The following is a 25762-nucleotide window of genomic DNA, read 5'->3' as shown; positions in this document are numbered from 1 at the left end:
CAAGAAGTGATGTCACAACTAATGAGCCAGTAGATGGACTGCGGATACTCTGAGATCCGAACCTTGCCGGAAACCTTCTCCTTGAACCGGTCACGGACCTTGAGTGCGATGTCCTGCACCTAATGCGTGATGGACTTTACCGCTCGCTTTTGTCCCCCGACCAAGTGTGCCGACTTCTCTCGGCTTCCCCCGTCATCTTCCTGGCCTGGGTTACGATGGACTGTACCTTTTGCGGGTGCATTCCCGCAATTCTCTCCAACCCTTTTTCTTCTGCAGCAGCAACCTTGGCAATTGTGTCATAGCTGGACTCGACCAAGCGCCGCGACAGGACTTCTCCTATCCCTTTGAGTTTTTGCAGCTCTTTCATTTGGTTTTTCATGGCATCCTCCCCTGACAACAGCTCGTAGTCCTGCAGAAAACACGATTGTGCTCATGTTCTGCTCAGAAGATATATCGCAACTAACGAGCCAGAGGAGACCTGCGGATACTGCCAGTGCAAGGGTTTGATTGTGCGGGGTAAAATGGAGGGGAAGGGTGCGGGGTGAAGGGAAAACCGTCAGCGGCAGCCGTCATATGTAACGTAACTGCCATATATGACGGGTACCATTGAGGCAACTACTCGCAATCCTTGTATGTTTTGCCGTTAGTGGCGGCGGATGCCGTATTTCCGCATCCGGGCACGAAGGGTACTGGGGTTGAGACCAAGGAGTATCGCCGCCCCGTTTTTCCCCTCTATGCGCCAGCCGGTTTTCTGGAGCACCTGGAGGATGTGATCGTGTTCCAGGTCGGCGAGGGCTTTGACGTCCTGTTCTGCCAGTTCCCCTGTATTGCGGAACGTATCGAACCGGTCCAGTACCTGGAGTGTGGTCCCCTGGCTGGTGATGATCGCCCGCTCGATGACACTTTCCAGTTCCCGCACGTTGCCGGGCCAGTGGTACTCCTGGAGGGCGTTCAGGGTCTCTTTCGAAACGGTCTCTATCTTCTTGCCTATTTTCTTGTTGTATTTGGCGACAAAATACGTGACGAGCAGCGGGATGTCTTCCTTGCGCTGCCGCAGTGGCGGGATCGTGATGGGGAAAACATTGAGCCGGTAGAACAGGTCTTCCCGGAACCTCCCCGCGCGGATCTCTTCCTCCAGGGTCCGGTTGCTGGCCGCGATGATCCGGACATCTACCCTGATGGTGCGGGGGCTGCCCAGTCGCTCGAACTCGCCGTCCTGGATGACCCGGAGCAGCTTGCTCTGCAGCTCCAGGGGCATCTCGCCGATTTCGTCGAGAAATATGGTTCCGCCGTCGGCCAGCTCGAAGCGCCCCATCTGCCGGGCATCAGCCCCGGTGAACGCACCCTTCTCACGCCCGAAGAGCTCGCTTTCGATGAGGTTCGCCGGCAGTGCCGTGCAGTTGACCGTTATCATCGGCCGGTCCTTGCGGGAACTCCTGCCGTGGATGGCCCGTGCGATCATTCCCTTGCCGGTGCCGGTCTCGCCAAGGAGGAGAACGGTCGCATCCTGGGGGGCCACCTGCTCGACCCGGAAGAATACATACTCCATGGCATTGCTTTGCCCGATGATCTCGCCGAAGTTGTACTCCCGGGCAACCTCCTGCCGCAGGTAGATGTTCTCAGCCCTGAGCCGGTCTTTCAGGTGGCTGATTTCCGCAAACGCTCCCTGGAGGGACTCTTCGGCCCCCTTGCGCTCATCTATTTCCCGCGAGAGCCGCACATTCGCCCTGGTCAGCTCTCCGGTCCGCTCATGTACCGCCAGCTCCAGCTCGTCATGGGCATTTTGCAGCGCCTCTTCCAGCTGCCTGCGGACCGTGCCGTCAACGATGGAGGTAAGGATAGAGCCGTCCATGCTTTCGATGGTGACCGCTACGCTCTGAAGTTGGCCATGGATCACCGTGCCGTCGTTTCTCGTGAGACGGATTTCACATCTGAGCATGACCTGTCGCTGCAGCGCCAATGCGAGATGGTTGGAAAAAATTTCCCGGTCGTCTGCATCGGCAATAAAACCGGCAAAGTGTCCGTTGACCAGCAGTCGCCGCTCTGTTCCCAGCAGTTGCGCGCCGGCCAGATTCACATCCTGTATCACTCCGTGGGCGTCAAAGGTGAAATAGCCGACAGGTGCAAAGTCATAGAGTTCGGCATACTTGTTGAGCGATGCTTCAAGCTCCTCCCGGGCTCGGCGCAGCTCTGCATTCTGCATCTCCAGCTCGATCTGGTTGACCTCGAGCTCATGGACGAGCCTCTTCGTCTCTGCCTCGGTCCGGGGCGGGGGGCGTTCCGCCCTGTTCTCACCCAACCGCTCTTCGGCACGGTGGCGCAGGTTGGCGGTATCCGCTGACAATCCCTTGTCTTTGTCGATTCCCATTGCAAACCCTTTGATTCAGGCTGAAGGCAGAAGGCTGAAGGCGGCTAGAAACAAACCACCCGTTAAGATTACTACACTTTTTAACTTCTGCCTTCAGTCTTCAGCCGTGAAATCTCCTCGCGCAGTTCCGCCTCCAGCGTCTTGGCCGCGGTGATGTCCGCAAAGGTGATCACCACCCCGCCGATGACGTCCTCCATGGTGCGGTAGGGCATGATGCGCACCGAAAACCAGCGCCCGTCGGTGGCGCTGATCTGCTTCTCCGAAAAGATCAGCGTCCGCAGCACCTCCTGCGCCTCTTCGGTCATGCCGGGATAGAGCAGGTCGCTGGAGATGTCGCTGAGCGGCCGCCCCACATCGCCCGGGATCAGCTTGAAGAGCTTGTTCGCCCCCGTGGTGAACCGCCGGACATGGAGGTCGTTGTCCAGGAACACGGTGACAATTTCCGTGCTGTTGAGCAGGTTCCTCATGTCGTTGTTCACCCGCGACAGCTCGTCCATTTTTGACTGCTGCTCGGCGTTCACCGTCTGCAGTTCTTCGTTCAGGGACTGCATCTCTTCCCGGGAAGTGGTCAGCTCCTCGTTGGTGGACTGCAGTTCCTCGTTGGTGGACTGCAATTCCTCGTTGGTGGATTTGAGCTCCTCCTGGGAGGATTGCATCTCCTCGCGGGTCGTCTGCAGTTCTTCGCGCACCTGCTGGAGTTCCTGCTCCAGTTCGAGCACCCGGGTGTTGCCTGCAGGAGAGGTCCTGGAGCGGCCTGGTGCTCTCTTTTCCGGGGGCGTCGCTACGTCGGTAAAGATGATCATCACCATCCCCCGCAGCGCCTCCGGCTCTTCGATCGCCTGGACAGTGACATCAACGGTCTGTGTGCCGCCGTTCTCCCCGATCTTGAGCCCCTTGAGGGTGATCGCCTCCTTGTGCCGGACTGCCTTCTGGAAGGCGCTTCCCAGATCGAAACGGAGCCCTTCGCGGGCCATGGCGAAAATATTCCAGTTGGCCTTGCCGGCCGCCGGCTCAAGATATTTGCCCGTCCGCCCGCTGATGTAGAGGATGTCACCCTTGTCGTTGACCAGCACGGCGGGCGGGGAAAAGTGCTGCAGGAGCAGCTGGTCCGCCAGCGACTGGAGGTTGGCCGCAGGTTTCATCATCGTCAACTCCTTGGAAACTCCCGGCAGTGCCGGTACAAACGAAGAGGGAAACGCCACCGGTTCGGGCGGCAGCAACGATTCGCGCCGCCGGAAGAGTCTCGACTTGGTGTTCAGCGGCGTGAAGAGATCGGTAAAGGTGCTGACGGTCTCCGCGCTCCCCAGAAACAGGATGCCGCCCGGGTTCAGGCTGTAGTGGAAGAGCGGCAGGAGCTTCTTCTGCAGTTCCGGCGTCAGATAGATGAGAAGGTTGCGGCAGATGATGATATCCAGCTTTGTAAAGGGGGGGTCCATGATGACGTTCTGCGTGGCGAAGGTCACCATCTCCCGGATCTCCTTGCCGACCCGGTAGCCGCTCCCTTCCTGGATAAAATACCGGCGGAGGCGCTCGGGAGACACGTCAGCGGCGATGTTGGCCGGATAGACCCCCTGGCGGGCCTTGTCGATGGCGTCCCGGTCCAAGTCGGTGGCAAAGATCTGCAGATTGAAACTCTCCGTGGGCTTGACCTGTCCCAGCGCTTCCTTGAAGGCGATGGCCAGCGAATACGCCTCCTCCCCGGTGGAGCAGCCGGCTGACCAGGCGCGCAGCACCCCGCCGGCCGGGCAGCCCGCCAGGAGTGCCGGAATGAACTCTCCCTTCAGCTGTTCCCATGCCGCCGGGTCGCGGAAAAAGTTCGTCACACCGATCAACAGTTCCTTGAAGAGGAGTTCCACTTCCTGGGAATTCTCCTGCAGATAGCGGACGTAGGCGGCGATCCGGTCGATCTGGTGAATCCCCATGCGCCGCTCGATCCGTCGGTACATGGTGGTCTTCTTGTACAGGGAGAAGTCGTGGCCGGTCTTGGCCCGCAACAGGATGAGGACTTTCTCCAGGGCGCTCTGGTCCTTCTCCTCCAGGGGGCGCTCGGTCCTGGTGAGGACGCGGGCGTGCCGGAGATAGTCGATGATCTTGACCGGCAACTCCTCCGCCGGGGCCACCAGGTCGGCCAGCCCGGCATCGATGGCGCTGCGGGGCATGCTGTCGAACTTGGCCGAGGCAGGTTCCTGCACCAGTACCACTCCCGCGTTTTCCTTGATTGCCCGCAGCCCCATGGTACCGTCCGAGCCCATGCCGGAAAGGATGACGCCGATGCTGCGCTCCTGTTGGTCTTCGGCCAGGGAACGGAGGAAGAAATCGATAGGAAGGCGCAGGCCGCGGGGCGCCGTCGGCTCGAACAGGTGCAGCACCCCGTGGAGAATGGACATGTCCTTGTTGGGGGGGATCACATAGACGCAGTCGGGCTTGACCCGCATCCGGTCCCTGGCCTGAAAGACCGCCATCCCGGTGGTGCGCTGGAGCAATTCGGGCAGGATCCCCTTGTGGGTCGGGTCCAGGTGCTGGACGATGACAAAGGCCATGCCGCACCCTTCCGGCACGTGCCGCAGGAACTGCTCCAGCGCCTCCAGCCCGCCGGCGGAGGCGCCTATGCCAACAATGGGAAGAGGGGGGGATTCGTGCCCTGAGAGCGCGTTTTGTGCTGGAATCGTGGCGGGCTCTTCATCAGGGCTCTTTGGTGGGGGTTGTTTTTTCATGAGACAAAGTATAACAGCAGTTCGTTGCCCCGCCATCAACTATACTTTGTCATGGTGGCAAAAACGGCAGCATCCAGGTGATAATACGGAGTAATTTGACCGAAAGCAGAATGAGGGGGGCGCTCTCTGCGTTTCCCCCTCACCCCTGGCCACCCCCTCGGGAAGAGGGGACTGTTGTGTTGTCTTCGCGAAACCAACTTACGGGGTTATTCCCGCACGTAGATGTCCTGGTCCGATTCGTGAACCATGGTCATGACGTGGCGGTACTCCTCCTCGATCATCGCCAGGTGTTTCTCGGTCTCCTTGATGACCCGTTCGAAGACGGATTTGACAAGGGGATCGATGATGTCCTTGGCAAGGAACGTGTACTGGTCGATGCATGACTTCTCTTCCTTCATGGCCAGTTCGAGGGCCTGCTGCTCCGGGGTCTCTTCGCCGACGGCCTTCATGAGGGCCGTGTACGTGGGGTTCTTCGTGTCCGGGGGCTGGGCCATGTAGGTGGCGATATCGCCGAATTCCCCTCCCTTGTAGTGGTCGAAGAACGCCTTGAGGTGCCCCACCTCCTCGTTGGCCAGAAGATCGAAGACCTTCTGGGCCCGTTCGTTCTTGGTCACCGAAGCCGCTTTCCGGTAAAAGTCCATGCTGTCCTTCTCCCCCTTGATGGCGAGCTTCAGGGCCTCCTGAATCGAATACTCTCTACCCATACCGTTACCCCCTTTCATCCCATTCGATGTCGTTTGGTTGAAAGTATAGCGGCAAATTGTCGCCGTTCAACAAGGGTATTTATTTGTCGATATCCAGCAGGTCGTTCACCACTACCCCCGCCATGGTGAGCCCGAAGATGCTCGGGATGAAGGAGATGCTTCCGAGGATGTTCCGGCGGTGCTCGCAGGAAAAGCGCTGCTCCTCCTTGTTGGGGCAGATGCAGTTGGAGCGGCAGCCGGCATCGGCCACGGCCTGCTCCCGGGGCTCCTCGGTGGAGTAGACCACCGTGACGCCGCTTTTGATCCCCTGCTTGCGCAGCAGTTTGCGGACCACCCGGGCCAGGCCGCAGACGCTTGTCTTTGAGATGTCGGCCACGCGGATCTTCGTCGGGTCCAGCTTGTTGGCGGCCCCCATGCTGGCGATGATCCGCAGGTCCCGTTCCCGGCAGCTGCGGATCAGGTGGAGCTTGCTTGTGATGTGGTCGATGGCGTCCACCACGTAGTCGTATCCCCCCGCGAGGAGGAAGTCGCTGTTGCCGGCCTCGTAGAAATCCTTGTGGGGGACGATGTCCGCATCCGGATTGATGAGGCGGAGCCGCTCGGCCATCACCTGCACCTTGGCCTTCCCCACGGTGCCGTCCAGGGCGTGGAGCTGGCGGTTTACGTTGGTGAGGCAGATGTCGTCGAAGTCCACCAGGACGAGCCGGCCGACACCGGCCCGGCAGAGGGCCTCGGCGGCGAAGCTTCCGACCCCCCCCAGGCCGAAGACGGCCACGGTTGATTGTCGGAGCCGGTGGAGCTTCTCGGGTCCGATGAGGATCTCGGTGCGGGAAAAACGGTGGAGTGCGGACATGGAAATACCTCGCTTCAAAGGGATGAAAGGCGGAAGATGCGAGCGGCGTTTGCGCTCGTCACCCGGGCCACCTGGTCAGGCGTAACACCCTTCAGTTCCGCCAGGCGGCGGGCCGTCACGGCAAGAAATGCCGGCTCGTTGGGGGCGCTGCGGAAAGGCTCGGGGGTCATGTCGGGAGCGTCGGTTTCGAGGAGAAGGTGTTCCAGGGGGATTTCCCGGGCCATGGCCACGGGCCTCACGGCGTTGCGGTAGGTGACGGTCCCCGCCACGGAGATGAGGAGGCCGAGCCCGATGCACTCCCGGGCGATTTCCACGCTACCGGAAAAGGCGTGCATGACCCCGCCGACGCGGGAAACCCCCTCCTCCCGGAGGATGCGGAGGAGGCTCTCGAAGGCCCTGCGGCAATGGATGAGAACCGGAAGCCCCGCCGTCACCGCGATCCGGAGCTGTTCCCGGAACGCGGCCTCCTGGACAGCGCGAGGGGGGTGAGGAACCAGGTGATCGAGCCCGATCTCTCCGAGGGCAACGGCCGTTCCGGCAAGGCCGGCGAGCCGCGCCAAGGCGTCGTCGTCGGCCTGGTCCGCCGCCATCGGGTGGATGCCGAAGGCGGGAAAGATCCCGTCATGTTCCACAGCCAGGGCCGCGATACCGTCCCATCCCCCGGGGGTGACCCCCGGTATGATGATCCGCTCAACTCCTGCCTGCCGCGCGGCGGCCAGGACCTCACCGAGGCGCGGGCGGAGCGTTGGATCATCCAGGTGGCAGTGGGTATCGGTAAGCATGAAAGCGCTCCGCAATCCGGCAACAGGGTCGGGGAGTGAAGGAGGGGCGGGCTGCCGGAACGAATCCGTGCCCGGGCAAGTCTAGCCTCGCCGGGTGAAGTGGTCGGCGAGGGCGCCCGTCATGGCAGCGAGGGTGTATTCCCGGGGTTCGATGTGGACTTCGATCCCCAGTTCCCGGCAGCTTCTGGCGGTGATCGGGCCGATGGCGGCGATCGTCACCCCCTCCAGCAGGTGGAGCAGGCGGTTTTCCCCGAGGATGGCGGCCAGGTTGTCCACGGTTGACGAGGAGGTGAAGGTGGCGCAGTCGATGCGCCGCTCCTCCAGTTCGGCGATGACGCCGGCGGGGAGGGCATCCGGCGTGATGTTGCGGTAGGCGACCGGCGCCTCAACCTCTGCCCCTAACTCTGCGAGGCCTTGCGGGATAACGTCTCTGGCCCGATCCCCCTTGGGGAAGAGGATCCGTTTTCCCGTGATATTCTCTGAACGGAACACCTCCACCACCCCTTCGCCCTTGTAGTCGTCGGGGATCAGATCCGGCCGGATGCCGAAGGGGGCGAGGGCCGCGGCCGTCTTGGGACCCACGGCGCAGACCCGGCAGCTCCCCAGGGCGCGTGAATCCCGCCCGGCAGCGGTGAGCCGTTCGAAGAAGAAGCGGACTGCGTTGACCGAGGTGAAGACGATCCAGTGGAACCGATCCAGTCGGGCTATGGCTGCGTCGAGGCCGTCCCAGCTTTCGGGGGGTACGATGGCGATGGTGGGGCATTCCACGACCCGGGCACCGAGGGTGCCGAGCATGGCGCCGAATTCTCCCGCCTGGTCCGCGGCCCGGGTGACGAGAATGCTTCTGCCGAAGAGGGGACGGTTGTCGAACCAGCGGAGCTTTTCCCGCAGGCGCACCACCTCGCCCACCACGGTGATGGCCGGTGCCCGAAAACCGGTCCGCCGGGCCTGCTCGGCGATGTCGGCGAGGGTGCCGGTGAGGACTTCCTGCTCGGGCCGGGTTCCCCAGCGGATGAGGGCAACGGGGGTTTCCGGCGGCCGGCCGTGGGCCATGAGGTTTTCGGTGATCTGGGGGAGGTTCTTGATCCCCATGTAGAAGACCACGGTGCCGCTTCCCAGGGAGAGCCCCTCCCAGTCGATCTGGGAGATCTCCTTGTCGTGCCCCTCGTGGCCGGTGACGAAGGCGACGGAGGTGGTCACCCCCCGGTGGGTGAGGGGGATGCCGGCGTAGGCAGTGGCGCCGATCCCGGCCGTCACCCCGGGAACGATCTCGAAGGGAATCCCCGCCGCCACGAGGGCCTCGCACTCCTCACCCCCCCGGCCGAAGACAAAGGAGTCGCCCCCCTTGAGCCGGGCCACCACGTTCCCCGCCAGGGCCTTTTCCACCAGCAGCGCGTTGATCTGCCACTGCTCGCGGTTGTGGAGCCCGCCGACCTTGCCGGCGTAGATCAGCTCGGCGTCGGGCCGGGCGAAGCGGAGGAGGTCATCGTTGGCCAGGTAGTCGTAGATGACCACGTCGGCAAGCCCCAGGCACTCCTTTCCCCTGACCGTGATGAGGCCCGGGGCGCCGGGGCCGGCGCCGATGAGGTAGACAAGACTATTTGGGTGGGATGTATGGGACATGGGGTCAAGCTAAACGGGGATTTCCTTCTCCCGCGCCACTTCCCGCTGGTAGACCTCGGCGAGGATCTCGTGGGCGCCGTCGGCGAGGAGCTTTTCCGCCAGGGCGATGCCGAGCTTCTCGCAGTCGGTTACCGGCCCGGAGATGGAGTCCTTCACGGAGCGCGTTCCGTCCACCGAGGCGACGAAGCCGGTGAGGGAGAGGGTGTCGCCGGAAACCTGGCCGTGGGCGGCGATGGGGACCTGGCACCCCCCTTCGCAACGCCACAGGAGCGCCCGCTCGGCCCGGACCGCGTGGGCGGTATCGGGGTGGTTGAAGAAGGCGATGGTCTCTTTTATCGTTTCGTCATCCAGGCGGCACTCGATGCCGAGAGCCCCCTGGCCGATGGCCGGGAGCGACAGTTCCACCGGCAGGTACTCGGACACCTGGTCAGTGAAGCCGAGGCGCTTCAGTCCGGCGGCGGCCAGGATGACGGCGTCCAGGTTCTCTTCGGTGAGCTTGCGGATGCGGGTCTCCACGTTGCCGCGGATGACCACCATCTGGAGGTCGGGGCGGACCTTGAGGAGCTGGGCCTGGCGGCGCAGGGCCGACGTGCCGATCCGGGCCCCCTGGGGAAGGTCGGCGAATGTCACGCCGCGGGAGATGACCGCGTCGCGGGGGTCCTCCCGCTCGGTGATGCAGTAGAGGCCGAGCCCCTCGGGAAACTCCGTCGGCACGTCCTTCATGCTGTGGACCGCGATGTCGATCTCGCCCCGGAGCATCGCCTCCTCGATTTCCTTCACGAAGAGCCCTTTCCCCCCCACCTGGGCCAGGGGGACGTCGAGGATCTTGTCACCCATGGTCTTGATCTTGACGAGCTCCACCGCCATGCCGGGGTAGCGCTTTTCCAGCTCACTCTTCACCCAGTTGGCCTGCCAGAGGGCGAGCTGGCTCGCGCGGGTTCCTATTCTCAGCTGCTTCGGTGCCATTGCAGTCTCCTTTATGTATCGTATTCCCTTTGGTTGCCTTATTCTTCCAGCTCTCCCAGTTCCTCTGCCTCGGACCCCCCGGTCTGGAGCTCGAAGAGGGTGCGGATGGCGTCGATGTAGAGGTCGGTCCTTCCTCCCTGGCCGGCCCGCTTGAGGGTGGCGGTGGGGGGGTGGAGGAGCTTGTTGACGATGGCGGCGGTGAGGGCTTCCAACCGCTTCGCCCCGTCAGGGGGAAGGTCCTTCCAGGCGGCCAGGGTCTTCTCGAGCTCGGCCTTCCTGGTCTCCTCAAATTTCGACCGGAGCGCCACGATGGTCGGCGTCACCTCCAGGTTCGAGAGCCACTTGTGGAACTGGCCGATCTCCTCGTCGATGATCGCTTCGGCCTTTTTCGCCTCCTCGGCCCGCTGCTGCAGGTTGGAGGCCACCACCCCCTGGAGGTCGTCCATGTCGTAGAGATAGACGTTCTCCACGTCGTTCACCTTGGGGTCGATGTCCCGGGGGACCGCGATGTCGATGAAGAACATGGGCTTCATCTTCCGGCGCCGGATCACCTCCTCCACATCCTTGGGCTTGATGATGAAGTGGGTGGCGCCGGTGGAGGTGAGGACGATGTCGGCCTTGTGGAGCTGGTCGAAGAGGTCCTCGAAGGGGACCGGCTTCCCCTCGAATTCCTCGGCCAGTTTCACGGCCCGCTCGTAGGTGCGGTTGGTGACCATGACCCCCCGCACCCCGTTGGTGATGAAATGCTTGGCCGCCAGTTCGCACATCTCGCCGGCGCCGATGAGCATGACCGTCTTGTCGGAGAGGTCGCCGAAGATCTTGCGGGCCAGTTCCACGGCGGCGAAGGAGACGGAGACGGCCGACGAGGCGATCTTGGTCTCGGTCCGCACCCGCTTGGCCACGGAGAAGGCCTTGTGGAGGAAGCGGTTGAGGATGATGCCGCTGGTCTTGTACTCGGCGGCGTAGCCGTAGGCGGTCTTGATCTGGCCCAGGATCTGGGGCTCTCCCACCACCATGGAGTCGAGGCTGGAGGCGACCCGGAAGACGTGGCGGATGGCCGCCTCGCCGTGGTGGGTGTAAAGGTGGGGTTCCAGGGTTTCGGCGGGAATCTGGTGGAAGTCGGCCAGAAAGCGCTTGATCCGTGCCATGCCGCCGGCGATGTCGCGGGTCGTGATGTAGATCTCTACCCGGTTGCAGGTGGAGACGATGACCGCCTCGGCAATGTCCTCCAGGGCCAGGAGCGCCTTCAGGGGCTTCTCCATCTGGGTGGGCGCGAAGGCTACTTTTTCCCGTATATCGACGGAGGCGGTCTTGTGAGACAGCCCCACAACCACAATGTTCATGCGATCCTCTGAGCTATTTGTAGCTGTGCAGCCCCGACATGAACAGGTTCACGCCGAGGAAGGTGAACAGGAGGACGAAGAAGCCGACAATGGCGAGAATGGCGGCCTTCTTCCCTCGCCAGCCAGTGGTGAGCCTGCCGTGGAGGAGTGCCGCATAGACGAACCAAGTGATGAGCGACCAGGTTTCCTTCGGGTCCCAGCTCCAGTAGGTTCCCCAGGCGGATTCCGCCCAGATGGCCCCCGAGATGATGGCGAAGGTCAGGAGTGGGAACCCGATGGTGAGGCAACGGTAGTTGATCTCGTCCAGCACGTCCAGGGAGGGGAGCTTCTGGTACATGGGGCCAAGCTTTTTGTTTTTCAGGAAGTACTGCTGGATCAGGTACATGATGGCGGCGCCGAAGGCCACGGTGAAGGCTGCGTAGCTCAGGAACGCCATGCTGGTATGCAGCATGAGCCACTTGCTCTTGAGAGCCGGATTCAGCGGCATGATGGCCGACGGGAAGCCGGTGGAGCCGGCCATGATCAGGAACGCCAGGGGGGTGACGAAGGAGCCGAGGATGACGATCCGGTACTTGCGCTCAAAGAGGAGGTAGAGCCCCACGATGGCAAGGCTGAAGAAGGAGAGGGACTCGTGGAGGTTGGTGATGGGGGTGTGTCCCGCCTCCAGGTAGCGGTCGACCGTGTAGGCGCAGTGGACCACAAACCCCGCCGTGAGGAGCCAGCGGGAAACCTTTCCGAGTATCTCCCGGGGCTTGACGAGATAGGCCAGGTAGGCAACGGTGGCTGCGAGGTAGACGGCCAGGGTCAGCGTGAAAAGCAGGGCGTTCATGAAGGGTCCTCGGTCCTCATCCCCAACGCGGCCAGGGTGAAGCCGGGGCCGGCGTGGGTCGTGAGGAGGCGGTCGATCGCTTCGTACTCCCCCCGCCGGATCAGGCCGGGGAGGTCAGCGTTGGCAAGGGTGCGTAAAATCGCCTTATTGTAGGTGCGGTTGCCGCGGGCAGTCAACAGCTTTTCACGGACCGCGCCGAGTATCGCCAGTGTTTCCGCGTATTCGGGGCCGAATCGTTCCGCCAGATCGTTGCGGATAATTCGGGCCAAGGCCGGGCTCTTCCCCCCCGTGGACACGGCGACGAGAAGATCTCCCCTGCGGAAGACGGCGGGGGTCGTGAAGCTCCCGCGCTCCGGCGCATCGGTGGTGTCCACAAGGATGCCGAGGGATTCCGCTTCCCGGGCCACGGCCCGGTTCACGGTCGGGTCGTCCGTTGCGGCAAAGGCCAGGAAGGCCCCTTCAAGATCTCCCGCCACGTATGGCCGGGTGTGACAGACGATCCGCCCCTCCATTCGGAGTCCCGCCAGGCCGGCGTCGAGGGCAGGGGCAATCACGGTGATCCGTGCCCCCGCTTCGAGCAGGAGGAGGCACTTGCGTGCGGCAACGGCGCCGCCGCCGACAATAACGGCCTGTCGGTCACGAACATTCAGGTTGACGGGGAAATGAGCCATGGGCCTCGGTGTTCCTGGGGGTAGCGCAACGGACTTGTGTGTACCAGATTTCGCGCAGATTGCCAAGGGCCGGGGGGAGGAATAGTCTTTTTCCTCCTTGATGTTTTGGGGAAGCTCGTCTATATTCTGAAAGTACAATTTGTCTGACAAGGAGGCTTCCATGGCCAGTGAAAAAGTGCTGACGTTCAACGATGATAACTTCGACGCCGATGTGCTCAAGGCGACTGTTCCGGTTCTTGTGGACTTCTGGGCCACCTGGTGCGCCCCGTGCAAGGCCATCGCCCCGGTCATCGACGCCATCGCCGATGAGTATGACGGCAAGGTGAAGGTCGGCAAGGTCAATGTGGACGACAACCCCGGCACTCCCGGCAAGTACGGCGTGCGCGGAATCCCGACCGTCATCCTGTTCAAGGACGGCAAGGTTGTCGACCAGGTCGTGGGGGCAGTCCCCAAGGCCCAGCTTGAGGCCCTCATCAAGAAGGCGCTCTAACGTACATCAGGAGTTGAGCCGTTTATGCGGATAGTTCGTGCATTAACCGCGTTCGTCGCGGCAGTCGGCCTCACAGCGGTGGTTGCCGCGCCGTCGTTTGCCATCCCCCAGAAGGGGCAGCCCGCCCCTCCCCTTAAGGTGGTGAGCACCTCGGGGCAGCAGATAAGTCTTGCCAATTACAAAGGGTATGTTCTCGTTATCGATTTCTTCGCCACCTGGTGCCCACCCTGCCGGGAGGCCATTCCGCACCTGAACGGCCTCAGCAGGAAGTACGGCAGGCAGGGGCTCCAGGTCCTGGGACTCTCTCTCGACGACGGCGATGAGGGGACGGTCAAGGACTTCATCGCCAGCAAGCGGATCGTCTATCCGGTGGCCCTTGCCGGCCAGGACGTTCAGACCGACTATGGTCTCCGGTCGCTCCCCACGGTGTATGTCATTGACAAAAAGGGAAACGTGGCCGACAAGTTCATGGGGGGATCGGACGAAACCCTCAAGACCATGGAAAACCTCATCAAGAAGCTTCTGGCCGAGAAGTAAGCCCGGTTCACAGCTGGTCGCCCGAAGGCGGCATCCCTATCCGGGGGTGCCGCCTTCGTCGTTTTCGTGGAGGGCGATCCAGATGCTCTCTGCCAGGGGGGGCGGGATCGACGGCGTGGCAGCCAGTTCCTCACGGCTCGCCTCCCGTATGTGTCTCAGGCTGCCAAATCGCCGCAGAAGCTCCCGGCGTCGCTTCGGGCCGATGCCCGGAATGGCGTCAAGGGTCGACCGGACGGTCTCCTTGCCCCTCAGCTTCTGGTGGTAGGTGATGGCAAAACGGTGGGCCTCGTCGCGGATCCTGGCCAGGAGCAGCAGGGGCGCACTGTTCTGGCGCAGTACCACCGGGTTTTTGCGGCCCGGGAGAAAAATCCGTTCGGTGCTCCGTGCCAGTTCATCCGCAGCCATGTCGCGCTCGACGCGGCTTTTGGCAAGGGAGGCGGCGTCGATTCCCTCCACGTGCAGATCCCGGAGAACAGCGATCAGGATGTTCAGTTGGCCGATGCCGCCGTCCACCACAATCAGGTCGGGGTGTGTGTCCTTTGCGGGGGTATCCCTGAACCGGCGGGAGAGTACTTCGTGCATCATGGCGAAATCGTCGGCTCCGGACACTGTTTTGATCCGGTAGTGACGGTAGCTCCCCTTGTCCGCTTTCCCGTCGAGAAACGAAACCCTGCTTCCCACCGCATAACTACCCTGGATGGTCGATATGTCATAGCACTCGATGCGTCGGGGGATGTTCCGCAGGTGGAGCCGCTCCTTCAATTCCGCCAGCACCGCCTCGGCCCCTTCCTCCCGTTTCCGCCTCTCCCTGAGAGCCGCCTCGGCGTTCTTCCCCGCGAGCCTGACAAGATCGGCCTTTGTGCCGCGCAGGGGGTGCGTGACGCTCATCCGCTTCCCCCGCCGTTCGGAGAGGAGTTCCTCCAGCGCCCCGCTGTCAGCGACGGGAAGCGGGGTGAATACCTGGTCGGGGATGAAGACCTCGCGGCTGTAGTAGTCGTTGAGAAAGGACGAGATAGCTTCGTCATCCTCCAGTTCCCAGGCCAGGTTGAAGCTTCGGCTGCCGATGAGCCGTCCTCCCCGGATGAAGAGGAGGGCCAGGGACAGGGCGCTCCCCTCCCGGTGCATGCCGAGGATGTCCGCATCCCCCCCCCCGGTCACCATTTTCTGCTTCTCCACCGTTACCTCGATGGCGTGGATGAGGTCCCGGAAACGGGCCGCTTCCTCGTAGCGCTGGTCCTCTGCCGCCGCGGCCATCCGTTCCCGGTAGATTTTCATCAAGTCCCGGTTCTTTCCTTCCAGGAAGAGGGCCGCCCCTTGGGCAAGGCCCTGGTACTCCTCAGTGGTGATGAGGCCGTGACATGGCGCCGAGCACTGCCTGAGCTGGTGGAAGAGGCAGGGGCGCCGGCGGCGCCGGCATGTCTCAAGGGGGTAGTGGCGGAGGGGGAAGAGCCTGTAGAGCTCCTTGAGGGCCTCGCGGGCCGAGGCGGCCGACGAGTAGGGGCCGAAATAGCGGGCGCCGTCCCGCAGTACCTTGCGGATGATGGTAAGGCGGGGGAATTCCTCACCCATGTCCATGCGGAGGGAAAAGTAGGTCTTGTCGTCCCGAAGATCCAGGTTGTAGCGGGGGCGATGCTTCTTGATGAGGGTGTTCTCGAGGATGAGGGCCTCTTTTTCCGTGTCGGTGACAATGACCTCCACGTTCGCAACCCGGGCCACGAGAAACCGGATGTGATAGCGGGATTCTCCGGCCGCGCCGAAATAGGAGCGAACCCGTTTCCTGAGGCTCTTGGCCTTTCCCGCATAGAGGATTGTGCCGTCAGAGCCCTTCATGAGGTAGACGCCGGGGGAGTCGGGGAGGGTGTCCAGTCGAGACTTGTCAAACATGGTGCCAGTATAGCGTTTGCCTGCTCCGTTGGAAAGGGGGTGCCGACAGCTTCGGCGTCCCCTAGCAACACCCGTTCCGTACGGCCGTTTTTCGCGTAGTTACAGGGCCTCGCGCCGGCATTCTTCGTTGACAAGCAGGTGTTATGATGCTATGTAACTGAAGCTAATTACTTTAATTCTTCCGCCCCTACGATGGGAAAGGTCAAGCCCGTGGATTTTATGAAATATTTCCGCACTGCCGCTTTCCGGTGCCTGACCGGATGTCTCATAATCGCGTCGCTCCTTTCCACCCCAGCCTATGCCGTCAATTCTGAAGATTCCCAGATCTTCATCGCCGGTTTCAACGCCTACCAGAAAAAAGACTACCAGACTGCCATCGAGCGGATGAAGTCGGTTCTTGAGAAATATCCCGACACGCCATTGCGTGACATGGCCATCTTCTGGCTTGCCCGGGCCAACTTCAAGGCGGGTTTCGAGCGGGACGCAGCCCGGTACATGTCCCAGTTCATGAAGGAGTATCCCGACAGTCCCCTCAAGGGAACCGTTGAGGATGATCTTCTCGGTCTCGTGGCCCGTTTCGACAAGGGAGAACAGCTTCCCACCGTGGCGAAGCGTCCTGTGACCGAGGCGGTGGCCGCCGCGCCGGCACCGGACCGGAAGGCTCTTGCGGACAAGACCGCCGCGGCTAAGCAGGCCGCGGAGCAGGCGGCACGTAGTGTGACCGACGCCGAGCGCATCGCGGCCCAAAAGGTGGCTGCCGAAAAAGTCGCTGCCGAACGGGCGGCTGCCGAAAAAATCGCTGCGGAGCGTGCGGCGGCGGAGAAGTCCGCGGCGGAACGGGTTGCCGCCGAGCGTCTGGCAGCGGAAAAGCTGGCACGGGAGAAGGCCGAGGCCGAACGCGTGGCGACCGAGAAGGCGGCCCGGGAGAAGGCGGAAGCCCAGCGTCTTGCCCTCGAGAAGGCCGCGGCCGAAAAAGCTGCGGCTGAACGTGCCGCGGCCGAAAAAGCAGCTTCGGTGCGGGCTGCTGCAGAAAAGGCTGCCGCTGAGCGGGCTGCTGCCGAGCGTCTGGCAGCGGAGAAGCTCGCACGGGAAAAAACCGAGGCGGAGCGTCTGGCTGCGCTGAAAGCCGCCGACGAAAAAACAGCTGCCGAACGTCTGGTTGCGGAGAAAGCCGCTGCCGAGCGCCTGGCCGCGGAGAAGAGTGCGCGGGAGACAGCTGCTGCTGAACAGGCCGCACGGGAGAAGGCTGAAGCTGAGAAACTGGCCGCCGACCGTATCGCTGCCGAGAAGGTGGCCGCTGAAAAGGCCGCCGCAGAGTTGCGGCTTGCCGAGCAGGCCGCCCGGGAGAAGGCTGAGGCCGGTCGCCTCGCAGCCGAGCAGGCCACGAGGGAGCGTGCTGCCGCGGAAAAAATGTCCGCCGAGAAGGCGGAAGACGGCAAGCGTGCGGCACTCAGGGAAAAGGCCATCGCCGAATACAAGTCGCTCATCGATCGGTTCCCGGGAACGAGGGCCGCAGCCTCGGCGGTGGACAAGCTGAAGGCCCTTGGCATCGTCTACCCGGTTCCGGGAGCCGCGGTTGCTGCGGTCCTGCCGGCGCCCGCCGAGAAAAACGCCCAGGTGCTCTCCCTGGAGGTGGGCCAGTTTGCCGAGGCAGACCTGACCGTCATTTCCGCGGCCCAGAGTCTGGAAGCCGGGAAGCGGCACGACATTCCCTTCGAGGTGGTCAACAGGGGGAACGGTACCGACAGCTTCTATCTCGAATCGGGCTTTCCGGCCGAGTTCGGTGCCCAGTTCGCCGATGCCGCCAGGAAGGAGATGCCGATCAACCTGACCCCCTCCCTCGCGCCGGATGAGCGGTTCAGGGGCGTCATTTCCATTACGGTGCCGCGCGAATGCATCGACGGCCAGAAGATCATCTATCCCATCAAGATCGCTTCGCGGCTCGACCGTGATGCCACCCAGGCGCGGGACATCATGCTTGCCGCTTCGGCGCCGCTCCTGCGCGCCGTGGTCAAGACCGACAAAGGTCAGATCCTTCCGGGCGAAAAGGTTTCCTATCGGGTGGCGCTCTTGAACATCGGTACCGCCACCGCCCAGGACGTGAGCCTGCGACTCAACTACCCCCCCCAGTATGAGCCGGTGAGCCCGGTGGAAACGGGCTTCAAGCAGGAGATGAAGGCGGCTCTGGTTCTGGACGGCCTCCGTCTCGCCTCGGGCGAGAGCAGGGAGTTCGAGGTGGCCTTCCAGTTGAAGGAAGAGGCCATCGCCCAGCAGGAACTCTTCCTGCGGGCCGATGTGGTCAACACCGAGCTTCAGACCCGGGATTCATTCATCTCGGCGGCATCCTTCGTGAAACCGGTGAGCGGTGTCGCCGTGAGGACCAACAGCGACAGGCTGGTCGTCATTCCCGGCCAGTCCATTGCCGTTCCCCTCATCGTCACCAACACCGGCAACGTGCGGGAGGATTTCCTCATCAAGCCGCAACTTCCGCCCAACGTGATCTACACCTTTTACCAGGACCTGAACCGCGACGGCATCCGCCAGGCGAACGAGCCGATCATCAACCACGTGGGGCCGCTGGCGCCGAAGGAGGAGTCCTACGTGATCCTCGATCTTGCCACGCCTGCCACCGAGGCCGATGGGGCCGGCGTTGCCGTAACAATGGCCTTCGAACCCGAGAGCGACAAGGCCAAAAGCACCGTTGCGAACCTGCGGCTCGTCTACTCGCGGCCGGTGGTCGAGCTGGCCATGAGCGGCAAGGGGGGACGGCTCAAGCCGGGAGAGGTTTCCTCCTTCGAGCTCAATTTCACCAACCACGGCTCAAGCATGGCGAAGGCGGTGGAGTTGCAGAGCGTTCTACCAGCCGACCTGGAACTGGTTGCTTCCGATCCTTCCTTCGGCCGCGGGGCAAGCGGCGATTACCTCTGGAGGTTCGACGAACTGGGGGCAGGCGAGAAACGGATCATCAAGGTGACCTTCCGGGTCAAGGCGGGAACTGCGGTCGGCAGAAACATTCAGGTGAAGAACGTCCTGAAGTACCAGGACCAACTCGGGAACAGGTACTGATATGAACGGCACCCTCAGGCTTGTCGCGACGTCCCTTGTGCTCTCCCTCGCTTCGCTGGCCCCCGCCGACGGCGCGGAGTACCTCCGTTACGCCCCCCAGCCGTCGGACGGCAAGCCCCTGGCGGGCCCTGATGAGGGAGTTCTTGTCAAGCGCATCACGATCGAGAAGGGTGATACCCTCTATGCCCTGTCACGCAAGTACAGTGGCAAGGGGACCTACTTTTCCCAGATACTTCTCTTCAACGAGATTGCGAATCCCAACCTGATCTACGCAGGCAACCGGCTTCTGGTTCCGCTGCCGCCTGGTCGCGGGGAGGGAGTGGCGCCATCGCCCCGGCGCGCCAAGCGTGCGGTGAAGGGGAAGAGCGAACGTGGACACCAGGCGGTGACCTCCAAGGTGCGGAAGGCTCCCAAGGAGTCGAAGCAGGAGGCCAAGGTACCGGCTACGGCTCCCCGGGTTGCCCTGCCACCGAAGGTGTCCGACGCGCCGGCTCCGAAGACGGTTTCTCCCCCCCCCGCCCCCCGGAAGGGCGAAGAGAACGAGCAGACCCTCTTCGCGAAGGGGGTGAGCGCCTACAAATTGGGCCAGTACCAGCAGTCGCTCGATGCGTTTGACCGGTTCCTGGCCCGTTACCCTGCCTCTCCCCTCGTGCCCGATGCAACCCTCTATCGGGCCGATGCCCTCCTGAAGCTGGCGGAACAGTAGGGGACTTTTTCACTTCCTCAATGCTCGCGGAAGCTTGATGTGTTGCTCCGGAGCACGCGTTCGCCAGAATCATCTATCCCCGAACCTTCTGCACGTTTCGGTTCGTTGATCTTTCGGCAACGTCTCCCAATAAAGCTCACAATCCCACCACAGATCGTCCGTTTCTTTTCTCACACTGTCGCGAGTTCGCCTCTCCACCCTGTTCCCCTTACTTTTTGGCAGTCGGTTCCCATCGCAGAAGCTCCGCAAACACCGGATCGAAAGGCCGCGAGGTGATCAGGAAACGACCGGTAGAAGTCTCGCGGCGGGTCACCTTGAAGCCGGTGATCGCAATCCGGTAGCGCCCGTAGTCCAGTTCGTGGCGCCCGAAAGTGTGGGGGTAGTTGAGCTCCGTCAGCAGACGCGCTGTCACGGCGTCGAAGTCGTCATTATCCTGGGGCTGGACGACTCCGTATCCTTGGACCTGAAGGAGCCTGAAAAGGGTGTAGTTGTAAGGGTCGTTACCGGTGCAGTTGAGGATGAAGCGCTTCCCCCCTGCCTCAAAGTATCCTTCAACTCTGATACTGAAGCGGTTTTCCGAGCCGTCCCCCATGGCCCCGGAAACGATCCGGTTGCGTTCGAGCTTCAGGGAGAGGGAGTCCAAGAGGGACATTGCCATGTCGCAGGGGGTGGAGGAAGGGATTGCACGCAGGTCATAACCGGGCTCCACGAACGTATCTCGTGAGCCACGGCAGAACTGGGCCACCTGATACCCTTTCCTGCCGAGGTAGTCGCTGAGGGAAGCCGGGAGGCAAGGGCTATGCTCATCGACGAAGAGCAGGACGTTTTCGGGGCCTCGCCCGTTCGCCGGGAGCCGCACGACGCGAAAGTCGGCGCGGATGGTCAGTAAGGGGTCCGCTCCGAAGTCGACAGCAACGTTCTCCTCTACCCGGGCAAATTCGGCGGTTTTCATGAGGGTGGAGAAGAATGCCTTGAGACCATCCTTGCCCCGAGCAACGATGCGCACATCGGGGTATTTCTGGGACAGTTGGCTCCGAAGCTGGGGTGTGAGGGTGTCCCGAAGATCGACGAGAATTCGGCCACCATCGGCAGCCAGGAGGAGCGGGTTGTCGGCCGGATCGAGAACCCTGCCGTTGACCGTCAGGGGCTCGATCAGTTCCTGACCGGGGACGAGCTCTTCCCAGAGGCGGATGAGCGCCGCGGAGAAGGATGACTCGGCGGCCGACGGCATGGTTTTCTGAACGGTTTCAGTCTCCCGGGTCGTCTCACCGACCGGAGGAGTCGGCGGAAGTGCCCCAACAGTCTGCTCTGCTGTGTCGCGCCGCTGGGGCTCCCGCGGTTCGGGGGGGACGGACAGGGTGGGGATAGGCGCAGGAGCTGACGACGGAGCTGGGGGGATGATAAGGGGCGGGGTCTCATCCGGTGCCGGTTCAGAAGTCTGTGCAGGAGTCGCTTTGGCGGCCGCCGCAGCCGTTGGTGCCCGGCGGGGGAGCGGAATGAGGATGGTTTGTCCCACGACGAGGCGCTTGGCGCTCGGCAGTTTGTTGAGCCGCTGGATCTCCGGGATGAGCGCCTCTGCCCTGGCGTTGCTGAGCCCGAAGTCGCGGATGAGGATCTTGAAGAGGAAGTCGCCCGGCTTCACGGTGTAGCGGGTGTAGTCGCCGGATGATTCGGGACCAGGGTCGGTCGGCGCTGTTGTGACTTTTGGGGTACTCTCCTTCCGGGTGGGTCGAACGGCTTGGCGGCGCGGTTTCGGAGCAGGTTTCGTCGCCTCCAGATCCTTCAGGTCGAGCTCGAAGGACGGGGGGGCCGCCAGCGCGGACCCCCCGTGCAGCGGGCCAAGGAGGCCCCAGAGTGCAACAGCTGCACACAAGCTCGTGTAGGTGCGTTGTTTCATGATAGTGTCCGTATCCTTGGCAAGGAATGATCAGTTGAAGTGAACGACGAAGGCTCTGATGGCGCCGTTGGGTACCGTCCGGTAGATGACGAGCCGGACGCCGCCGTTTACCTTCCCCTTTTCGACCCGGAATTTCCCCTGGGTTTCCTTGGCCTCCAGGGTGAACTCCCGTGTCTTGGCCATCTGGCTGAGGGCGCCGCGGAAGAAGGTTTCGGGTATGCCGACGCCGCTGCGGTCGATGGCCTGAACGGCCCGAATCCCGGCGCCGTCGCGGTAGACCTTGAACTCGGTGCGGGCGCCCCGGTAGCGCTCCCAGCCAGGGTGCGACTTTCCGTAATCCCGGTCGTGTCCCTCCCGCGGGATGAAGGGGGGGAGCTGGGCGAGCCCTCCTCCTGCCCCGGCCGGAGTCTGAGGGGGATCGGCGGCAGGGATGGGCTGCTGTGCTGTGGGCGGCGTCGCCGGGAGGGCCGGCGGTGTTGCCGCCGGCGCGGCAGCCGGGAGAGGCTGCTTCGTTGTCGCGACAGCCGCGGAAGGTGCCGCGCTTTTTTCGGGCGATTGCGCCACGACCGGTGCCACGGGCTTCATGGGCTTTTGGGGGGACGGCGCAGTGGGAGACAACTGCAGGACGGCCACTCCGACCGCAACAACAGCGGCAGTGGCGATCCCGATCCAGATGAGCGGTGAGCGGGGCTTTGCCTCTCTCCTCCCGACCTGCCGGCGTTCTCGGGCCCGGGGGCGTTCGGCTGCGGTGGCGCTCGTGAGGGAAACCGTGTCCTCCAGTTCAGCCAGGGGTACCGGTTCGGCTGACTGCTCGATGACGGCCTTGAGTTTTTGGTCGAAGGGAGTTTCAGGAAGCGGCGGCACGGATGAAGGGCCATGGGCGCCATCGTCGGGCTCACTGCTCACCGATGCCGGCCTGGGCTGGTCTGCCTGCTGCTCAGCTATGGGGGGGAGAACGCCGGCAGGCGGTACGGGAGAGTTCGGCTGTTCACCGGCAGTGGGGAAGCCCTCTTGTTCTTCGGTCTGGACGAGGGGAGGCTCCTTGTCGACAGCCGGCGGCGACGGGGCTTCGGAGATAATGCCGATGATGGCCGCCGTCAGTTCTTCATCGGTGCGGGTGATATCGAGGCAGATGTCCAGGGGATCCTGGCCCGCCACCTGCTTGCCGGCCTCGCCAAAGAGGACCACCCGGGGCCTCATCCCTTCCACCTGGCCGATGAGGTGCCGGGCGATGATTTCTCCCGATAGCCCCGAGAGGTGGTTTTGAACGAAGAGCATGTCGGGCGGATCTTCAGCGATGTCCTGACTTCCCTGGCGGAGGGAGCGGGAGACCCTGAACCGAATCTGGGGGTAATCCCGGACAAAGTCGAAGAGCTTTTCGAGCCGGTCCTGGTCGGCAATGAGAAGTATGGTTACCACGTGTACCCCGTGTGCCGGAAAAGTAATCAGTATTCTATGTGACGGTCAATTGAGAATCAAGAACGAATAGAGTGCCTTGTATGCAAAATTGTTGCCGTGCCGCTATGCCCTTGTCGGCGCGGGATCGCAGGCGGTGAGCCGGTGTGCCGGAACTGCCTCCCTGCCACCACCTGCGCGGGGGGCGTTAGCACTCCATGACCGCTTTCCGGAACTCTTCGATCCCCATCTGCTCCACGATCCGCCCCAGCCGCTGCTCGCTGCCACACCCTTTGTAGTAGGCAACGATCCGCCCAACAACTGCCAGAACCTCATCATCATCCGGCGCGGTTTCGGTGAGCAGGTCGCCGATGCGCGGCCGGGCCCCGGCGTTCCCCCCCACGTATATCCGCCACCCCTTCGGCGTTCCCACTACCCCGATGTCTTTCACCATCGTCTCAGCGCAGTTGAGCATGCATCCCGAAATCCCCATCTTCATCTTGTTGGGAAGTTCCATGGCGTGGTAGAGGGTGTCTATCTTCAGTCCCAGAGTCACGGAATCCTGCACCCCCCGCTTGCACCAGGTGGTGCCGGGGCAGATCTTCACGCTCCGGACGCAGAGGCCGATGGCCGCCCCCGGCTGCTGGTCCAGGTCGCTCCAGATGGCGTCCAGGTCCTCTTCTTTCACCCCCATGAGGGCGATGCGCTGGGCAGAGGTGAGCTTCAGTTCCTTGACGCCGTAGCGGTCGGCCACGTCGCAGATCTTACGGAGAGTGACGGTGTCAGTGATGCCGCCGGGGATGTGGGGGGCGATGGCGTAGGTCTCCCGGTCCCGCTGGAGGATCGCCCCCTTTTCGAGGATGTCTTTCTTCATTGGTTGCTCCCGGAATGGAAAATGAGTCTTTCTTTAGCACAGTTCCGGGGGGAACGGAAGGGAATCGGCGGCTACTCCTCGGCCCGGGCCATGTCCTCTTCGATGGTGCGGCAACAGAGGAAGGCGAAGAGGGCCGCGGCGAGTATGGCGACGGGGGTGGAAAGGAGGGCGGCGCGGAGCCCCCAGAGGTCCGAGAGCCGGCCGAGGATGGTGGGAGATACGGCATCCCCCAGGGCGTGGATGAAGAAGATGTTCACGGCGAAGGCCATGGCGCGGATGGTCGGACGGGTGACGTTGACGATGACCGTGTTGAGGGGGCCGGTGTTGAGGAAGAGGAAGAACTCGGCCAGGAACATGGCCCCCAGGCAGTGGGGAAGGGAAGGAGTCAGGATGGCGTAGGCCGCGGCCGGGGTCCCCAGGAGGAACCCCCAGCCGGAGACGAGGAGATACCCCTTGGGGGTGCGGCGCTGGAGCCGGTCGCCGAGCCATCCCCCCGCCAGGGTGCCGCAGATGCCGGTCACCACGGTGAGCCCGCCGAACAGGGTGTTGCCGGTGGCGACACTGAGGCCGTGCTCCCGGTAGAGGAAGGTGGGTATCCACTGGGCGAGCCCCCCTATGGCGAAGGTCATGGCAGCCATGGCGAGGGTGTTGGCGATATAGGAGCGATTCCGGAACAGTGAGCGGTAGCTGCCGTGCCCGGGGGCACCGTTCTGTTCCGGCGTTGCGTCGGGGTTCCGGGGGGGAGGGCGGATCAGCCAGACCGGCAGGACGAGCAGCAGCCCCGGCAGGCCCACCATCAGGAACGCGGCATGCCATCCCCACTGCTGGCCGATGACTCCGCCCAGGAGATAGCCGAGGGCGCTCCCCACCGGGATCGCCAGGTAGAAGAGGGAGAGGGTGCGCCCCCGGCGCTCCCGGTCGAAGAATTCGGTCAGAAGTCCGGGAGAGACGGTGCCGAAGCTCGCCTCGCCGACCCCGACGGTGGTGCGGGCGGCGAGCAGCATCGGGTAGGTGGGTGCAAAGCCCGCGGCGGCGGTGGCAACACTCCAGAGGGCAAGGCCACCTGCGGCGAGACGGGTCCGGCTCCAGCGGTCGCCAATCCACCCGAAGAGGGGGGCGGAGACCATGTAGGTGACCATGAAGGCACTCCCCAGGAGCCCCAGGGCCGTGTCGGAGAGGGCAAAGTCCTTCTGGATGAGGGGAAAGACGGCGTAGAGGACCTGGCGGTCGATGTAGTTGAGGAGGTTGACCCCCAGGAGCAGGGCCAGGACATAGCGCGCGTAGGGGGAGGATTTCGGAGGGGGCGTCGGCGAGAGCTCGTGCATTGGCTGGTCTCTGTTCCCTTACCGTGGACTGCTTTCGGCAATGAAGCGTTTCACCTGGTCGGCGGCGTCGGCGGCGATGCCGATGAATTCGACGCCGAATCCCTCGGGGAGGGCCGGCTTGATCCGTCGGTGTCCCTGATTTATCCACGCTACCCGGGCGTCGGTCTCGATAAGGTCGCTGCCGGGGAGAAAGAAGCCCAGCCGGATCCGGTCCTCCATCCCCACGTCGCATCGGGACACCACATAGACACCACAGAAGCTGATGTCCTCGATGGAGCCGTGATGGCTTGCGCTTCCCCTGCGGAATACGGCCAGGGAACCACACCTGATCCGCGGATGACGCCGCTCCACCTCGGGAATGAAGCGGCGGCCGGTCTCGAGGAACTCCCGGCGGTCGAAGGGTTTTGTGATGATTCCGTCGCATCCGGCCGTCAGGCATTGCTCCCGGTCCCTCTCCTTCCCCTCCTGAACGGACATCACCACTGGGATGGTGCGCAGGTCCTTGTCACCCTTGAGGAGGGCACAGCAGGCGGCGCCGTCCATCTCCGGCATGCGGCAGTCCAGGTAGATCAGGTCGGGACGGTGCTCCCGGGCAATCCTCAGGGCCTCCTCTCCCCCCGTGGCGGTGAGGACCGCGACCTGCGAGCCCTTCAGGAAATCTCGCTGCACGGAGAGGAAAAACCGTTCGTCGTCGACGAGAAGTATCGTTGGTGTCTTCATGGCGTTCTCCGGCAT

21 protein-coding genes are annotated in these 25762 nt (G+C 63.1%); 4 read left to right on the top strand and 17 right to left on the bottom strand.

Features of this window, described 5'->3' with window-relative positions:
* Positions 1-136 precede the first annotated feature (136 nt).
* From RCH91_RS18580 to RCH91_RS18530, 11 genes are all read right to left on the bottom strand, one after another.
* Positions 137-379, bottom strand: a complete 243-nt coding sequence (locus RCH91_RS18580; protein ID WP_306536484.1) for a helix-hairpin-helix domain-containing protein — start codon at positions 377-379, stop codon at positions 137-139.
* A 264-nt stretch (positions 380-643) separates the two neighbouring features.
* Entirely contained in the window at positions 644-2368 is a 1725-nt protein-coding gene (locus RCH91_RS18575) for a sigma-54-dependent Fis family transcriptional regulator (protein ID WP_306536483.1), read from the bottom strand.
* 80 nt (positions 2369-2448) lie between these two features.
* Positions 2449-5082, bottom strand: a complete 2634-nt coding sequence (locus RCH91_RS18570; RefSeq protein ID WP_306536482.1) for a chemotaxis protein CheB — start codon at positions 5080-5082, stop codon at positions 2449-2451.
* Positions 5083-5288: 206 nt separating this feature from the next.
* Entirely contained in the window at positions 5289-5786 is a 498-nt protein-coding gene (locus RCH91_RS18565; protein ID WP_306536481.1) for a ferritin family protein, read from the bottom strand.
* Between the two features lie 79 nt (positions 5787-5865).
* Positions 5866-6639 (bottom strand): tRNA threonylcarbamoyladenosine dehydratase, encoded by a 774-nt coding sequence (locus RCH91_RS18560; RefSeq protein ID WP_306536480.1) that lies wholly within the window; start codon positions 6637-6639, stop codon positions 5866-5868.
* A 14-nt stretch (positions 6640-6653) separates the two neighbouring features.
* Positions 6654-7421 (bottom strand): TatD family hydrolase, encoded by a 768-nt coding sequence (locus RCH91_RS18555; RefSeq protein WP_306536479.1) that lies wholly within the window; start codon positions 7419-7421, stop codon positions 6654-6656.
* An 81-nt stretch (positions 7422-7502) separates the two neighbouring features.
* The gene (cobA, locus tag RCH91_RS18550; RefSeq protein ID WP_306536478.1) at positions 7503-9044 is read right to left on the bottom strand and encodes a uroporphyrinogen-III C-methyltransferase; all 1542 of its coding nucleotides are present in this window, start codon (positions 9042-9044) and stop codon (positions 7503-7505) included.
* A gap of 9 nt (positions 9045-9053) precedes the next feature.
* On the bottom strand, positions 9054-10010 hold the full coding sequence (gene hemC, locus RCH91_RS18545) for a hydroxymethylbilane synthase (protein WP_306536477.1): 957 nt from the start codon (positions 10008-10010) through the stop codon (positions 9054-9056).
* A gap of 38 nt (positions 10011-10048) precedes the next feature.
* On the bottom strand, positions 10049-11353 hold the full coding sequence (hemA, locus tag RCH91_RS18540) for a glutamyl-tRNA reductase (RefSeq protein ID WP_306536476.1): 1305 nt from the start codon (positions 11351-11353) through the stop codon (positions 10049-10051).
* Between the two features lie 13 nt (positions 11354-11366).
* Positions 11367-12182 carry a c-type cytochrome biogenesis protein CcsB gene (gene ccsB, locus RCH91_RS18535; RefSeq protein ID WP_306536475.1) on the bottom strand — a complete coding sequence of 272 codons (816 nt, stop codon included), beginning with the start codon at positions 12180-12182 and terminating at the stop codon, positions 11367-11369.
* Positions 12179-12853 carry a bifunctional precorrin-2 dehydrogenase/sirohydrochlorin ferrochelatase gene (locus RCH91_RS18530; protein ID WP_306536474.1) on the bottom strand — a complete coding sequence of 225 codons (675 nt, stop codon included), beginning with the start codon at positions 12851-12853 and terminating at the stop codon, positions 12179-12181. Before RCH91_RS18530 ends, ccsB begins: the two co-directional genes overlap by 4 nt.
* Before the next feature lie 160 nt (positions 12854-13013).
* On the opposite strand from RCH91_RS18530, the gene trxA reads away from it, so the two are divergent.
* Both trxA and RCH91_RS18520 read left to right on the top strand, forming a co-directional pair.
* Positions 13014-13343, top strand: a complete 330-nt coding sequence (trxA, locus tag RCH91_RS18525; protein ID WP_306536473.1) for a thioredoxin TrxA — start codon at positions 13014-13016, stop codon at positions 13341-13343.
* A 24-nt stretch (positions 13344-13367) separates the two neighbouring features.
* Entirely contained in the window at positions 13368-13880 is a 513-nt protein-coding gene (locus tag RCH91_RS18520; protein WP_306536472.1) for a TlpA disulfide reductase family protein, read from the top strand.
* Between the two features lie 36 nt (positions 13881-13916).
* On the opposite strand, the gene uvrC is transcribed toward RCH91_RS18520, so the two are convergent.
* Positions 13917-15764 carry an excinuclease ABC subunit UvrC gene (uvrC, locus tag RCH91_RS18515; protein ID WP_306536471.1) on the bottom strand — a complete coding sequence of 616 codons (1848 nt, stop codon included), beginning with the start codon at positions 15762-15764 and terminating at the stop codon, positions 13917-13919.
* Between the two features lie 219 nt (positions 15765-15983).
* On the opposite strand from uvrC, the gene RCH91_RS18510 reads away from it, so the two are divergent.
* Both RCH91_RS18510 and RCH91_RS18505 read left to right on the top strand, forming a co-directional pair.
* Positions 15984-18830, top strand: coding sequence for a tetratricopeptide repeat protein (locus tag RCH91_RS18510; RefSeq protein ID WP_306536581.1), 2847 nt, complete (start codon positions 15984-15986; stop codon positions 18828-18830).
* 1 nt (position 18831) lies between these two features.
* Positions 18832-19536 (top strand): LysM peptidoglycan-binding domain-containing protein, encoded by a 705-nt coding sequence (locus RCH91_RS18505; RefSeq protein ID WP_306536470.1) that lies wholly within the window; start codon positions 18832-18834, stop codon positions 19534-19536.
* Positions 19537-19744: 208 nt separating this feature from the next.
* Here the strand turns inward: RCH91_RS18505 and RCH91_RS18500 are convergent, their stop codons facing one another.
* The 5 genes from RCH91_RS18500 to RCH91_RS18480 form a co-directional block, all read right to left on the bottom strand.
* Positions 19745-21433 (bottom strand): LysM domain-containing protein, encoded by a 1689-nt coding sequence (locus RCH91_RS18500; RefSeq protein WP_306536469.1) that lies wholly within the window; start codon positions 21431-21433, stop codon positions 19745-19747.
* Between the two features lie 30 nt (positions 21434-21463).
* On the bottom strand, positions 21464-22852 hold the full coding sequence (locus RCH91_RS18495; protein WP_306536468.1) for a hypothetical protein: 1389 nt from the start codon (positions 22850-22852) through the stop codon (positions 21464-21466).
* Between the two features lie 184 nt (positions 22853-23036).
* On the bottom strand, positions 23037-23702 hold the full coding sequence (locus tag RCH91_RS18490; protein WP_306536467.1) for an NAD(P)/FAD-dependent oxidoreductase: 666 nt from the start codon (positions 23700-23702) through the stop codon (positions 23037-23039).
* 71 nt (positions 23703-23773) lie between these two features.
* On the bottom strand, positions 23774-25027 hold the full coding sequence (locus RCH91_RS18485) for an MFS transporter (RefSeq protein WP_306536466.1): 1254 nt from the start codon (positions 25025-25027) through the stop codon (positions 23774-23776).
* Positions 25028-25045: 18 nt separating this feature from the next.
* The gene (locus RCH91_RS18480; RefSeq protein ID WP_306536465.1) at positions 25046-25747 is read right to left on the bottom strand and encodes a response regulator; all 702 of its coding nucleotides are present in this window, start codon (positions 25745-25747) and stop codon (positions 25046-25048) included.
* Positions 25748-25762 lie beyond the last annotated feature (15 nt).

It is taken from the genome of Geobacter sp. (genome assembly GCF_030834625.1).
Classification (GTDB): domain Bacteria; phylum Desulfobacterota; class Desulfuromonadia; order Geobacterales; family Geobacteraceae; genus Geobacter.
This window is presented reverse-complemented; position numbering and strand designations above follow the sequence as displayed.